Consider the following 13,719-nt stretch of genomic DNA (forward strand, 5'->3'; position numbering starts at 1 on the left):
TCGGTCAGTGCAGCAGCGTGTTGAGAGCCACCATGAACAGGCCCAGCAGAGCGGCGAACGCCGTCTCGGCGCCGGCCCGCCAGCCCGACACCCCGGCCTGGTGGGCGGCGAGGTAGCCGTAGCCCGCCATCAGCACCACGGTGACCCACAGGCCGGCCAGCATCGCGGTCGCGACCTGGCCACCCGCGGCCAGCACCACCGCGCAGACCACCAGCGGGGGCAGCCCGCCCCAGAACACCGGCCCCTCGTGGCGCATGCTGCGACCGAGGCGCAGCGCCAGGTGGTCGGGGTCGCCGTCCATCCCCGTGCCCAGCGCGTGGGTGTAGGCGTGGGACAGCCAGTAGATCGTGAGGACGCCGCCGGCGCCGAGCAGGCTCACCTCGGCCGCGGTCTTGTGACTCAGCAGCGCGAGGGTCGCGCCCATGACGAGCGCGCCGTGGATCATCCCGGAGGGATGCAGGGCAGCGAGGCGTCGGGCCAGCCGCATGCGGCTTCCGTGACTCCTGTGCTCCTCGTTCATCGTGTCGCTCCGTCCTCGATCGTGGCCGCCACCACGGCGCCGACGAAGCCACCGAGATCCGGCGACGTCGCCAGGAGCCGCCGCTGGCGCTCGGCACCCGTACCGTACCGGTGGATGCGCTCGAGACCGGCCAGCACCAGGTCGATCTCCGCGGAGTCGCTCAGGCCGGACAGGATCGTTCGGATCAGACCGGTGACGAGGACCGCCCGGGTCACCTCCTCGGGTCCGGTGGTGGGCAGTTGGCCGTCCACCGCGACGGACAGCAGCGCCGACCGCAGCGCGGTGTCCGAGACCGGCAGGTCGGGGCGTCCGGCCTCGATGTCGGAGGCCAGGACCGTCACGAGGGCTCGGCAGATCCCCGCGAGCATCGCGGCGTCGGCCGCGTCGAGGCAGGTGTCCGCGACGCGGATCTCGATCGTCGGGTACCGCGGCGACAGGCGAGCGAGGCGATAGACACTGCGCGCGTCGACCGCATCACCTCGGTCGACGAGCTGCGCGACCGCCACGTCGTAGGCCTCGGCGCTGCTCCACGGCTCGGGTGGGGCGAAGGTCGGCCAGGACAGCTGCCGGACGTACCGGGTGCTGCTCCACCCGGTGTCGCGACCGCCCAGGACCGGGGAGTTCGTGCCGAGGGAGAACAGGGTCGGCAGCCATCGCCGCAGGCGCCCCAGGACCCGCACGGCCAGGTCGCGGTCGGGAACGCCCACGTGAATCTGGCAGGCGCAGGTGCCCCCGCCCGCGACGGCGTCCGGGAACCGCGCAGCCAGGGCGCGGTAGCGCGGCGAGTCCGTCACGAACTCGAGGCCCGGCTTCCCCACCGGCGGCGTGCCCACCGCCGCCAGGCGGACCCCGCTCCCGTCACACGCCGAGGCGACGCGACGGCGGAGCTCCAGCAGCTGGCTCTCGAGCGTCGTGAGGTCGGTGCAGACGTCGGTGGCCGTCTCGACCTGGTAGGTCATCAGCTCGGGCTTCACCCGGTCGTCGGCGACCCGCCGCACGACGTCGGCGGCCGCAGCGACGACCTCCCCGGCGGGATCGAGGAGCAGGAACTCCTCCTCCACGCCGACGGTGAGCATGAACTCATGGTGGATACCGCCCCTGGAGGCCGCCTCATCCTCGTGGGATGAGGCGGCACGCCGTCACCGTGGGACACGCTGCCGAGGAGACCGAGGCGTTCCCCAAGGAGGCTGCCATGTGTCGATGGTTGGCGTACTCGGGCAGTCCCATCCTGTTGGAGGAGCTGCTCTACAAGCCCGTGCACTCGCTGATCGACCAGAGCCAGCACTCGCGCATGGGCGTGGAGACCACGAACGGCGACGGCTTCGGGATCGGCTGGTACGGCATCGACGACTCGTCCTCGTTGCCGGGCGCCCGACGCAGCGACGTGCCCGTCCTCTTCCGTGGCGTCGGGCCGGCCTGGGGTGACCTGAACCTGCGCGAGCTCGCGCGCTCCACGTCGTCGGGGCTCTTCCTGGCCCACATCCGGGCCAGCACCGGCACCCCCGTCCAGCAGTCCAACTGCCATCCGTTCCGGTACGACCGCTGGCTCTGGGTGCACAACGGGGCCATCCGGGACTTCCACACCCTCAAGCGCGACCTCGTCCTCGCCGTCGACCCGGAGCTGTACCCGGCGATGGCCGGGTCGACCGACTCCGAGGTCATGTTCTTCCTGGCGCTCACCTTCGGCCTGCGTGACGATCCCGTCGCGGCCGTGGAGCGCATGGTCGGGTTCGTCGAGGCCGTCGCCCGCCGGCACGGTGTGCCCGACGCGATGCAGATGACCGTCGCGACCACCGACGGCGAACGGCTCTGGGGCTTCCGCTACTCGACGGTGGGCCAGAGCCGCACCCTCTACGTCAGCTCGGCGCTCTCGGCCCTGCGAGAGCTGTACCCCGAGAATCCCGTCTTCGCCGGTCTCGACGACGAGACGCGCGTGGTCGTCTCTGAGCCGCTCGGCGATCTCGCCGGGGCGTGGAACGCGATCCCCGAGTCGAGCTACGGCGTGGTGGAGGCCGGGGACGACACCCTGGGGCACTTCGAGCCCCGCGAACCCTGACGGAAGAGAGCCCGATGGACAACCGAGCTGCCGTGAGCACCCGCGCGGGCGGCGTGCTCGCCGCCACCTGCATCTCGACGCTCGTGGTGAACGCGAACACGTCCGCGGTCAGCATCCTGCTGCCCGCCATCTCCGAGGACACCGGCATGTCGGTCACCGACCTGCAATGGGCGGTCACCGGCTACTCGCTCGTGGGCGCCGCCGTGATCGTCACCTCCGGCTCGCTGGGCGACGTCTTCGGTCGCAAGCGGGTCTTCCAGCTGGGCCTGCTGCTGTTCGTGGTCTCCTGCGTCATCATCGCGCTCGCCCAGTCCGGCGGCATGGTCATCGCGGGCCGGGTCATCCAGGGCGCGGCGGGCGCGACGATCCTCGCGTGCGGCCTGAGCCTGCTGTCGGTCGCCAACGACGGAGAGGAACAGCTGAGAGCCGTGTCCCTGTGGGGCGCGGCCGCCGCCGTGGGCGCGGCGGCCGGGCCGCTGCTCGGCGGGCTCCTCGTCGACTTCACGGGGTGGCAGGGGCTGTTCTGGATCGATGCCGTCGTCGCCGTGGTCTGCATGGTGCTGACCTTCCTGACGGTGGGCGAGTCGCGGGACCCCGACCGGCCACGGTCGATCGACTACGCCGGCACGGTGCTGATCGCCGCCACCCTGACACCGCTCATCTTCGCGTTCACCAAGAGCGGCGACTGGGGTTGGCTGTCCGCGGCCACGCTGGGCTGCTTCGCCGTCTCGATCGCAGCCGGCTACGCGTTCATCGTCGTCGAGGGCCGCGTCGCCGTCCCGCTGCTCGACCTCGCGCTGCTGCGCAACCGGGTCCTCGTCGGCTCGACCATCGCGATCCTCATCGGCGCCGGCACGATCAACGGCCTGATGTACCTGCTGAGCCTGTACTTCCAGGACCCCGCCACGTTGAACTTCAGCCCGCTCGAGGCCGGCCTGGCCACGCTGCCCGCCACGATCGGCCTCGTGGTCGTCGCTCCGCTCGTGCCCAAGCTGGCCGCGAAGTTCGGGGGCCGGCAGACCATCGGCGTCGGGTTCCTCCTCACCACGATCGGCTTCGTCATCGTGGGCTTCACGGACGCCGACTGGAAGTACATGGCGTTCCTGCTGCCCCTGGTGCTCATCGCAGTCGGCATGGGCCTGTCGAACGGCCCGGCCTCGTCGGCAGCGACGGCCGCGGTGCCCCAGAGCCAGGTGGGTGGGGCCTCCGGCGTCTCCAACATGGCCCGTTACGTCGGAGCTGCCGTGGCCACCGCGCTTGCGGCCACCATCTACGGCACGGTGATCGCGAACCGCACCGCCGACGGCGCCGCCCAGGCCGATGCGCTGGCGGCCGGCCTGGCGGGCGCGGCGTGGCTGATGGCGATCTTCAGCTTCCTCGGCGTCCTCATGGCCCTGGTGATGAAGCGGCACCGTCCCCCGGCCGGCACGCTGGACGACGCCGCCGCCTCGGCCGCCGCCGCCCTCCACACGCTGCCGACCTCGGCGACGGCGGGCGTGGGGACCGGACGATGACCGTCCCGGCCGCCCCGGAGCCCTTCACCGCCGACGTCTACGCCGCACGGATGCGCCACGCCGTCGACGAGGCCGACCGGGCGGGACTCGATGGGATGCTCGTGATGCCGGGCCCCGAGCTCGTCTGGCTGACGGGGTACCGGCCCACGGCGATCACCGAGCGACTCACCACGCTGGTGCTGATCGCGGACCGCGAGCCGACGCTCATGGTCCCGATGCTCGAGCGTCCCGACGCCGAGGGCGCCGACGGGGCGGGTGCCCTGCGCTTCGTCGACTGGGCCGACGGGGACGACCCGTTCGCGCAGGCCGGGGCGCTGATCGGCGGGTCGAGCCTCCTGGGCATCTCCGACTCGGCGTGGGCGCTGCACCTGCTCGGGCTCCAGGACGCGGTCCCCCGCGTCGCGTTCCGCTCCCTCACGCAGGCACTGCCGATGCTGCGCGCGGTGAAGGACGAGGCCGAGCTCGCCCGGCTGGAGGCCGCTGGCGCCGCCGCGGACGCGACGTACGGGGAGATCCTGAGCGTGCGTTTCGCCGGACGCAAGGAGACCGAGGTGGCCGCCGACCTGGCCCGGCTGCTGCGCGACTTCGGCCACGAACAGGTCGACTTCACGGTCGTCGGATCCGGTCCGAACGGCGCCAACCCGCACCACGAGGCGGGCGACCGGACGATCGAGGAGGGTGACGCCGTCGTCCTGGACTTCGGGGGCCTCATGCACGGCTACGGCTCGGACACGAGCCGCACCGTGTCCGTCGGGGAGCCCTCGGACCTGGTGCGGGAGGTCCACGAGGTCGTCCGTCAGGCCCAGCAGGCGGGCTTCGAGGCGGTGGCCCCCGGGGTCGCGTGCCAGGACGTCGACCGTGCTGCGCGCCGCGTGATCACCGATGCCGGGTACGGCGAGCAGTTCATCCACCGCACCGGTCACGGCATCGGCACCACGACCCACGAGCCGCCCTACATGATCGAGGGCGAGGCGCAGCCTCTCGTCGAGGGCATGTGCTTCTCGGTGGAGCCGGGCGTCTACCTGGCCGGACGGTTCGGCGTGCGGATCGAGGACATCGTCACCGTGACCCCCTCCGGCGGCCGTCGGCTCAACACCACGGACCGCTCCCTGGCCGTCGTGGAGTGACCTCACGTCACCCGCCAGGGGTGAGGAACGCTCGCTCCCGCGTCGCGAGACTCGGAACATGACGACCACAGCAGTGCCCCGGGGTGAGCCGTGAGTACCGCCGACATCCCCGCCGACCGTGCTCCCGTGAAGGCAGCACGCGCCAAGGCCACCACGACCCAGTGGATCTCCTGGATCGCCCTGGCGATGATGACGACCAGCTCGGTGGCCAGCCTCCGTGCGGCGCCCACGATGGCCGTCTACGGCCTGGCCTGCGTCTTCCTCTACCTGCTGCCCGCGATCGTCTTCCTGCTCCCCACGTCGCTGGTCTCGGCCGAGCTGGCGTCGGGCTGGGAGGGCGGCATCTACAAGTGGGTGTCCGAGGGAATCTCCAAGCCCATGGGCTTCCTCGCCGTGTGGTGCCAGTTCGCGATGACGATCTTCTACTATCCGAGCCTGTTGGGATTCGTGGCCAGCACCCTGGCCTACGTGTTCAACCCGGCGCTCGCGAGCAGCGGCGTCTGGACCGCGGCCGTCATCATCGTCGTCTACTGGTCGGGCGTGTGGGTCTCCGCGCGCGGCACGAAGGGCGTCGCCGGGTTGGCCAGCGGTGGCCTCATCATCGGCACGCTCGTGCCCGGTGTGGTGCTGGTGCTGCTGGGCGTCGTCTTCCTCGGCCAGGGCAACGAGTCGGCCGCGCCGATGTCGGCGGACAACCTGCTGCCGGCCTGGGCGGGGCTCTCGAGCCTCGTGCTCATCGTGAACAACTTCCTGTCCTACTCGGGCATGGAGATGAACGCGGTGCACGTCAGCTCGCTGAAGAACCCGGGCAAGGAGTTCCCGAAGTCGATGTTCCTGGCCATGGGCCTGGTGCTGACGATCTTCATCCTCCCGGCCCTGGCGATCGCCTGGATCGTGCCCGCGGAGGAGCTGTCGCTCACCGCCGGCGTCATGCAGGCGTTCGACGCGGTGTTCGCGAACTTCGGCTGGTCGTGGCTGACCCCGATCGTCGGCATCATGCTCGTCACGGCGTCGCTCGGCGGCATGCTCACCTGGCTCGCCGGCCCCTCGAAGGGCCTGCTGCTGATCTCGCGTCAGGAGGGCTACCTCCCGCCGTTCCTGCAGAAGCTGAACAAGAACGGCGTGCAGCAGAACATCCTGGTCGTGCAGGGCCTGGTCACCACGGTGATCGGCCTGGCCTACGCGCTGATCCCCGACGTCTCCAGTGCCTACTGGATCTTCTCGGTCATCACCACGCAGGTCTACCTGATCATGTACCTGCTGATGTTCGTGGCGGCGATCCAGCTGCGACGCAAGCATCCTGACCACCCACGCGGCTACCGCGCCCCGATGCTGGTCGGCATGTGCGGCGTCGGCTTCGCGGCCTCGCTGGCGGCACTGCTCGTCGGCTTCATCCCGCCGTCGCAGTTCGCGTCCGGCAACTCCGGCGTCTACTTCGCGGTCGTCGGCGGCGGCGCGCTGGGCCTCGGCCTGCTCGTGCCGTTCCTCTTCTACCGCTTCCGCAAGCCCTCCTGGAAGCAGCCCGAGCCCGACGAGGTGATCGCGTCATGAGCACCCACACCGAGAACCAGAGCTCACGGGAGAGGTCGTGGATCTACATCACGGCCTGCGTGCTCCTCGCCGGCGCCGCCATCGTCGCCGTGTTGCTGTTCGAGGACGTCCGCGAGAGCAACCGCGCCCAGGACAGGGCCGACGAGCTGATCACGGCGCTGGAGGAGGCCGGGGTCACGCAGACTCCGGACCGGGACCGGATCGTGCGCGTTCTCGGTGACGACGGGGGCTCCGTGTGCGACGACCCGAACGGCGCCCTGCGCCGGGCGACGTTCTACTCGATGCTGACGAACGGCGCGACGGGACCGGGCACGCGCCCGGTGATCGCCGACAGCCGGGCCGTGCAGGGACAGCTGCTCATCATGGAGGTCTACTGCCCCGACGAGTTGGACGAGTTCCGCGAGTTCGTGGAGGACCTGAAGACCGACGACCACGTGGGCGACTGAGACATGGACCTCAAGCAGCGCATCACCGATCTCATGGCCGACGTGCACGACGAGCTGGCCGAGCTCGTCGCCATCCCGTCCGTCGCCGACCCGCGTCAGTTCCCGCCCGAGGAGTGCGAACGGGCGGCGGCCTGGGTGCGCGACAGGTTCGCCGGCGTGGGGTTCGACGTACGTCTGGAGGAGACGGCGGACGGCAGCCAGGCGGTGGTCGGGTCTCGCGCCGGGTCCCGGCCGGACGCGCCGACGGTCCTGCTCTACGCCCACTACGACGTGCAGCCGCCCGTCGACGAGCAGGCGTGGCGCACTCCCCCGTTCGAGATGACGGAGGTGGACGGCCGCTGGTACGGCCGAGGCACCGCCGACTGCAAGGGCAACATCCTCATGCACCTGACCGCGCTGCGCGCCCTCGGCGACGACCTCGCCGTCAACCTCAAGCTGGTGGTCGAGGGGTCGGAGGAGCAGGGCACCGGCGGGCTCGAGGAGTTCGTGCAGGCCAATCCCGAGCTCTTCCGGGCCGACGCGATCTTGGTCTGCGACACGGGGAACGCCGCCGTGGGCCGGCCCGCGGCGACGGTGAGCCTGCGCGGCATGGTGAACGTCGTGGTGACGATGGAGTCGGCGACCACCGAGCTGCACTCCGGCATGTTCGGCGGTGCCGCCCCCGACGCGCTGGCCGCGCTGGTGCAGGCTCTCTCGACCATGCGCGACGAGGACGGGGACACCGTCGTCGACGGGATGGAGAACACCCAGGAGTGGACGGGCGCGCCCTACCCGGACGACCAGTTCCGCTCCGACGCGGGGGTCCTCGACGGTGTCTCGCTGCTCGGCAGCGGGAGCGTGTCCGACATGCTGTGGGCGCGGCCCGCGCTGACCATCCTCGGCATCGACTGCCCGCCGGTGGTCGGCTCGGCGGCGGCGATCGTGCCGAAGGCGTCGGCACGGCTGAATCTGCGGATCCCGCCGGGCATCACGCCCGAGGAGGCCGAGTCGCGGCTCGTCGCACACCTGGGCGCGGCCACCCCGTGGGGCGTGCACTGCAGCGTCGAGACCGAGGCCACGGGATCACCCTTCCAGGCCGCGACGGACGGTCCGGCCTACCGGGCGCTGGCCGGCGCCATGCAGGAGGCCTACGGCGTGGAGATGACCCACCTCGGACAGGGCGGCTCGATCCCGTTGTGCAACGTCTTCGCCGAGCTGTACCCCGACGCGGAGATCGTCCTGATGGGCGTGGAGGAGCCCCAGGCCCTCATCCACGCCCCCAACGAGAGCGTCGACCCCACCGAGATCGCGTCCATGGCACTGTCGGAGGCCCTCTTCCTCCAGCGCTTCGCATGACCGAACGGCGCGAGGTCTACAAGACGCTGGACCTCGCGTTGCGGATCGGCGAGGTCCTGCTGTCCTCGGGGGCGGGGGCCGCGGACGTGACCGCCACGATGCTGGACGTCACCCACGCCTGTGGGGTGCGGAACGTCTCGGCGGACGTGACGTTCGTCGAGCTCACGCTGCGTCACCAACCGCGCCGCGACGAGCCGGCCGCCCTCCAGGTCCGTCGGCTGAACCGCCGCCCCGTCGACTACGCCGACCTCACCGACGTCGACCACACCGTGTCCGCTCTGATCGCGGGCGAGATCACCCGGGACGAGGCGCACGAGCGCGTGGCCCGCATCGTGTCGACGGGCCACGGGCGGAAGCGGTGGTCGGTGACGGTCGGCTGGGGTGTCATGGGCGTCGGCATCGCGCTCACCCTCGGCGGCGATGCGCTGGTCTGCCTGCTCGCGTTCATCGCCGCGTGCGGCATCGATGCGACCCAGCGGCTGCTGCCGCCGCAGCGGATCCCGGCCTTCTACCAGCACGCGGCGGGCGGCTTCGTCGCCACGCTGGTCGCCGTGGTCGCGTCCGCCACGGCGCTCGACGTGAATCCGTCACGCGTCGTCACGTCGGGCATCGTGATGCTCCTGGCGGGCGTCGGCATCCTGGGTGCCACCCAGGACGCGCTCACCGGCTTCCCCGTGACGGCGGCGGCGCGCGTCATCGACGCCTTCCTCAACACCTTGGGCATCATCGCGGGGGTGGGGGCGGGCCTGACCCTCGGTGACCTGCTCGGGGTCAAGCTCGTGAACGTCGCCGTGGGATCGGTCGGCCTGGCCGAGGCCGGCATCACGGTGGTGGGCGCGGCCCTGGCCGCGTCGGCGTACGCCTACTCCTCGTACGCGCCGCTGCGGGCGCTCCTGGCCGTGGCGATCGTGGGCGGCCTGGGCCAGGCCGTCCTGCTGGCGGTCGACAGCACGGCGGTCGGCCGGACCTGGGGAGCCGCGGCCGCAGCCGTCACGATCGGGGCCGTGTGCCACCTCGCGGCGGGCCGGTTCCGGGTGCCGCCCCTGGTCGTCGTCGTGCCGGCCCTCGTGCCCCTGCTGCCGGGCCTGGACATCTACCGTGGGCTGGCGCAGCTCGCGCAGGACCAGGACGGGGTGCTGGAGCTGGCGTCCGCGCTGGCCACGGCGCTCGCGCTGGCGTCGGGCGTGATCCTGGGCCAGTACATCGCTCAGCCGCTCAAGCGCGAGACGGACCGGCTGGAGCGCCGGCTCACCGGACCGCGCATGGTGGGCCGGGGCCACGGCGAGTAGTCACTCCCCCGCGTCGAGGTGCCCGGCCAGCCGGCCGTGGCGCTCGCGGCTTGCCTCGTTCAGGCCGCGGATCGTCACCGTCTTGCCCTTGGCCGCGTACTTCGTCTCGATCGCGTCGAGGGCCGCGACGCTCGAGGCGTCCCAGATGTGCGACTCGGAGAGGTCGATGACGACGTTCGGCGGATCGCCCGCGTAGTCGAACTGGTAGACGAGGTCCTTGCTGGAGGCGAAGAACAGCTCCCCCACGACCTTGTAGACGCGGGTCTCCGGATCGGGTTGGGCGACGTCGACGACCTCGGTGAAGTGGGCCACCCGCCGGGCGAACAGCACCGAGGCGACCACGACACCGGCGACCACGCCGATCGCGAGGTTCTCCGTCGCCACGACCACCGCGACGGTCACCACCATCACGAGCGTCTCGCTGCGCGGCATCCGGCGCAGCGTGGCCGGGGCGACGCTGTGCCAGTCGAACGTGCCGACCGAGACCATGATCATCACCGCCACGAGCGCGGCCATCGGGATCGTCGCGACGGCGTCGCCGAAGCCGACCACGAGGACGAGCAGGAAGACGCCCGCGAGGAACGTGGAGATCCGTGTGTGTGCACCCGACGCCTTCACGTTGATCATCGTCTGGCCGATCATGGCGCAGCCGCCCATGCCACCGAAGAGGCCGGTGACCACGTTGGCGACGCCCTGGCCCCACGACTCGCGCGTCTTGTCCGAGTGGGTGTCGGTGATGTCGTCGACGAGCTTGGCCGTCATGAGCGACTCCATCAGGCCGACAAGAGCCATCCCCACCGCGTAGGGAGCGATGATCCGCAGGGTCTCGAGCGTCCAGGGCACGTCGGGGGTGAAGAGCGCGGGCAGGCTGCTGGGCAGTTCGCCCTCGTCACCGACGTTCGGCACGTTGAGCGCGGCCACGACGGTGATGGCGGTGAGGACCACGATCGCGACGAGCGGCGCCGGAACCACGTTCGTGATCCGCGGGAGCAGGACGATCACGACCAGTCCCGCGGCGACCATCGGATAGACCAGCCACGGGACGTCGACCAGGTGCGGGATCTGCGCAAGAAAGATGAGGATCGCCAGGGAGTTGACGAAGCCGACCATCACCGAGCGAGGGATGAAGCGCATGAGTCGCGCGACGCCGGCCACCGCCAGCACGATCTGGATGAGCCCGCCGAGGATGACGGTGGCGATGAGGTAGTCGAATCCGTGGTCGCGCATGACGGGCGCCACCACGAGAGCGACCGCGCCGGTGGCCGCCGAGATCATCGCTGGGCGGCCGCCCAGGATCGCCACCGTCACGGCCATCGTGAACGACGCGAACAGGCCGACCTGCGGGTCGACGCCGGCGATGATCGAGAAGGAGATCGCCTCGGGGATGAGGGCCAGCGCGACCACGAGACCGGCCAGGACCTCGGTGCGCAGCAGGCGGGGGGACTTCAGCGCGGCACGGACCGAGTGCACCTGACCGGACTCGGGGACGCGACCGACCGGAGCGCTCAGGACCGCCCCTGCGCGTCCGCGATGATCGCGCCGGCCCACTCGGTGAGCGGGCGGCCGGCCTCGGCTGCGCCGTCGAGGAGCCGCTCGTACGCGTCCTCCATCGAGAGTCCCTGACGCTCGGCGAGCACTCCCTTGGCCTGCTCGATCGAGATCCTGCTCGCGAGCGTCTCGTCCAGGCGGGCCCGGAGATCGGCCCCGGACACCTCGTCGAGACTGACGATCATGACGGCCGCGAGATCTGCGAAGGCCTGCGAGAAGACCTGCTCGTCGTCCCCGAAGGCACGGTCGGAGCGACGGAACGCCCCCATCGCGCCGATGACGGAGCCCTGCCAGCGAACGGGCGAGGCGTGGACCGACCCGTAGCCGCCCTTCTCCAGCGCCTGACCGAACGCCGGCCAGCGGCGCTGGCACTCCTCGAGGCCCGCGGCCTGGACCGCCTCGCCGCTCGCGTGGGCGTCGATGCAGGGACCCTCGTCCAGCTGGGCCTGCAGGACCTCGAGCTCGGCGGCCCCGTGGGTGGAGGACGACAGGAGCTCGAGCTCACCTCGGGCGTTCTCGATCAGCAGGCCCGTGGCCTGCGTGTCCAGGAACGTGCCGCAGCTGCGCAGCAGGACCACGAGGCCCCCCGCCACGTTGTGGACGTCGGTGAGCTCTGCTGATACTCGCGCCAATGCGTGAGCGGCGCCGCTGGTGTCCATGTCAGTCACCCTCCACCGTGAAGTTCCGAAAGTTGATCTGGCGTTCGAGGACGTGCTCAGCCACCTCGAGCAACGTGGTTCCTGCCGAGAACGCCTGCGCCCGAAGCAGCGCGATGGCGTCCGTGGGTCGTACCCCCACTTGGGCGATGACCATGCCCGTGGCCTGGTGGACCTTCGCCTGCGAGGACCACGCGTCTTCCTGGGAGGTACCGCCGAGAGCGTTGGCCGGATCCTCCAGCAGCGCCGCGCCGAGCGCCGCGCCGAGGAAGCGGTAGACCGCGGCGTCGGTCTTGTCATGAGCCTTCCGGTGCACGCTGAGGACGCCCACCGTGTGGTGCTCGAAGATCAGGGGGACGGCCGTGAGCACGCCCACGAACCCCAGTTGCCGGACCCGCTCGTGGAACAGCGGCCACACCCCGTCGCCGCTCCTCGAGACCTCGGCGCTGATGACGTCGCCCGAGTCCAGGGCGGAAGGGGTGGGGCCCTGCCCGACCACGCTCTGGACGTCCTCGAGCGTCGCGGCCAGCTCGTCGGTGGCGCACGCCGTGACGCGCAGGTCGGACTCGGCCGGAAGGACGATGGCGGCACCGTCGGCGTTGAGCATCCGACGCCCGGCCTCGCAGAGCCGCTCGATCATGGGCTCGACGTCCTGAAGGGCGGCGAGGATCGCCGCGAGCCGGGAGATCACGTGATCGTAGGTCTCGGTCATCTGGGAGCCCCCCGTCCCGATCGCGGCCGCCGGAATCGACCTGCGACCCGTCGGACGATGTGGTTCCACGACCTCAGGATAGTTCAGCGAGCGGCTGATGATGCTGGCGCGGCGCTGCTGGTGTCTCAACAGAGCCGCTGTCCATCACGTACCCACCGGAGCGGGAGCGCATGCGACCTCAGTCGCTGGGCAGACCCCGCTGCTCGACGACCTGGCGGGCGACGTCGCGCAGCTTGATGTTCTCGGACTGGGAGAGCCGGCGCAGCACGTCGAAGGCGCGGTCGGCGTCGACGCCGTAGCGCTCCATGATCATGCCCATCGCGATGCCGATGAGCTTGCGGGCGTCGACCGCCCGGCGCAGTCCCTCGATGTCGAGGTTGGCCGCCAGTGACGTCGAGGCGTGACGCGCGAGGATCGTCATGACTGCCATGTCGTCGTGGTCGAAGGCCCTCGGCTCGAACGCGTAGACGTTGAGGGAGCCGTAACGGCGGCTCTTGGTGGCCAGCGGGACGCTCAGCACGCTGCGGTAGCCGAGCTCGGCGACGGCCGCACTCCACCGGGGCCACTGGGTGTCCGACAGGGTGTCCTCGACGCGGTAGATCGTCTCGCTGTGCTCGAGGGCGGCCAGGCACGGCCCCTCGTCCAGCTTGATCTGGAGCTCGTGGGCCCTGGCCACGGTGTCACTCGTGGCGCCGGCCGTGTCGACTTGGTGCCGGCCGAGCAGCAGCATCACGCCGGCGTCGTCGCAGCCGATCGCAGAGCGGGAGTAGTGGGCGACGCGCTCGAGCGTCTCCTCGCTGTCGGCGGCCTCGTGGAGCGCGAGGACGGTGTGCGCGAGGTTGAGCGGGTCGTGCTCGGGCCGTTCGGATCGTTCGGGAGGCACGGATGATCCCGGGGAAGATTCCGTGGTCATGCGTCCTGCCTCTCCGTCGGAACCCACCTCCAGGTCCCTTCCAGCATCTACG

The 13,719-nt window shown here is 71.0% G+C and carries 13 protein-coding genes; 7 read left to right on the plus strand and 6 right to left on the minus strand.

Features of this window, described 5'->3' with window-relative positions; all coding sequences use genetic code 11:
- Positions 1-4: 4 nt before the first annotated feature.
- On the minus strand, positions 5-487 hold the full coding sequence (locus tag H1W00_RS11295; RefSeq protein ID WP_181755793.1) for a hypothetical protein: 483 nt from the start codon (positions 485-487) through the stop codon (positions 5-7).
- Positions 488-516: 29 nt separating this feature from the next.
- Entirely contained in the window at positions 517-1,596 is a 1,080-nt protein-coding gene (locus H1W00_RS11300; RefSeq protein ID WP_181755794.1) for a carboxylate-amine ligase, read from the minus strand.
- 47 nt (positions 1,597-1,643) lie between these two features.
- Here H1W00_RS11300 and H1W00_RS11305 point away from each other — a divergent pair, with 47 nt between their 5' ends.
- The 7 genes from H1W00_RS11305 to H1W00_RS11335 all read left to right on the plus strand — a co-directional run bounded on the left by H1W00_RS11305 (position 1,644) and on the right by H1W00_RS11335 (position 9,838).
- The gene (locus H1W00_RS11305; protein WP_206680008.1) at positions 1,644-2,576 is read left to right on the plus strand and encodes a class II glutamine amidotransferase; all 933 of its coding nucleotides are present in this window, start codon (positions 1,644-1,646) and stop codon (positions 2,574-2,576) included.
- A 32-nt stretch (positions 2,577-2,608) separates the two neighbouring features.
- Positions 2,609-4,090 carry an MFS transporter gene (locus H1W00_RS11310; protein WP_338072883.1) on the plus strand — a complete coding sequence of 494 codons (1,482 nt, stop codon included), beginning with the start codon at positions 2,609-2,611 and terminating at the stop codon, positions 4,088-4,090.
- Positions 4,087-5,217: an aminopeptidase P family protein gene (locus H1W00_RS11315; RefSeq protein WP_181755796.1), complete on the plus strand. Its 1,131-nt coding sequence runs from the start codon at positions 4,087-4,089 to the stop codon at positions 5,215-5,217. The genes H1W00_RS11310 and H1W00_RS11315 overlap by 4 nt, the downstream gene beginning before the upstream one ends.
- 90 nt (positions 5,218-5,307) lie before the next feature.
- The gene (gene gadC, locus H1W00_RS11320) at positions 5,308-6,768 is read left to right on the plus strand and encodes a glutamate/gamma-aminobutyrate antiporter GadC (RefSeq protein ID WP_181755797.1); all 1,461 of its coding nucleotides are present in this window, start codon (positions 5,308-5,310) and stop codon (positions 6,766-6,768) included.
- Positions 6,765-7,214 carry a hypothetical protein gene (locus tag H1W00_RS11325; protein ID WP_181755798.1) on the plus strand — a complete coding sequence of 150 codons (450 nt, stop codon included), beginning with the start codon at positions 6,765-6,767 and terminating at the stop codon, positions 7,212-7,214. Before gadC ends, H1W00_RS11325 begins: the two co-directional genes overlap by 4 nt.
- A gap of 3 nt (positions 7,215-7,217) precedes the next feature.
- Positions 7,218-8,549 carry a dipeptidase gene (locus H1W00_RS11330; RefSeq protein ID WP_181755799.1) on the plus strand — a complete coding sequence of 444 codons (1,332 nt, stop codon included), beginning with the start codon at positions 7,218-7,220 and terminating at the stop codon, positions 8,547-8,549.
- On the plus strand, positions 8,546-9,838 hold the full coding sequence (locus H1W00_RS11335) for a threonine/serine exporter family protein (RefSeq protein ID WP_181755800.1): 1,293 nt from the start codon (positions 8,546-8,548) through the stop codon (positions 9,836-9,838). Before H1W00_RS11330 ends, H1W00_RS11335 begins: the two co-directional genes overlap by 4 nt.
- On the opposite strand, the gene H1W00_RS11340 is transcribed toward H1W00_RS11335, so the two are convergent.
- The 4 genes from H1W00_RS11340 to H1W00_RS11355 form a co-directional block, all read right to left on the minus strand.
- The gene (locus H1W00_RS11340; protein WP_338072884.1) at positions 9,839-11,308 is read right to left on the minus strand and encodes a SulP family inorganic anion transporter; all 1,470 of its coding nucleotides are present in this window, start codon (positions 11,306-11,308) and stop codon (positions 9,839-9,841) included.
- Between the two features lie 35 nt (positions 11,309-11,343).
- Entirely contained in the window at positions 11,344-12,045 is a 702-nt protein-coding gene (locus tag H1W00_RS11345; RefSeq protein ID WP_181755801.1) for a GAF and ANTAR domain-containing protein, read from the minus strand.
- Between the two features lies 1 nt (position 12,046).
- Complete coding sequence (locus H1W00_RS11350) at positions 12,047-12,754, minus strand: GAF and ANTAR domain-containing protein (protein ID WP_181755802.1); 708 nt, start codon at positions 12,752-12,754, stop codon at positions 12,047-12,049.
- Positions 12,755-12,932: 178 nt separating this feature from the next.
- Entirely contained in the window at positions 12,933-13,637 is a 705-nt protein-coding gene (locus tag H1W00_RS11355; RefSeq protein ID WP_181755803.1) for an ANTAR domain-containing protein, read from the minus strand.
- Between the last annotated feature and the right edge of the window lie 82 nt (positions 13,638-13,719).

The organism is Aeromicrobium phoceense, from assembly GCF_013868155.1.
In the GTDB taxonomy this organism is placed as follows: Bacteria; Actinomycetota; Actinomycetes; order Propionibacteriales; family Nocardioidaceae; genus Aeromicrobium; species Aeromicrobium phoceense.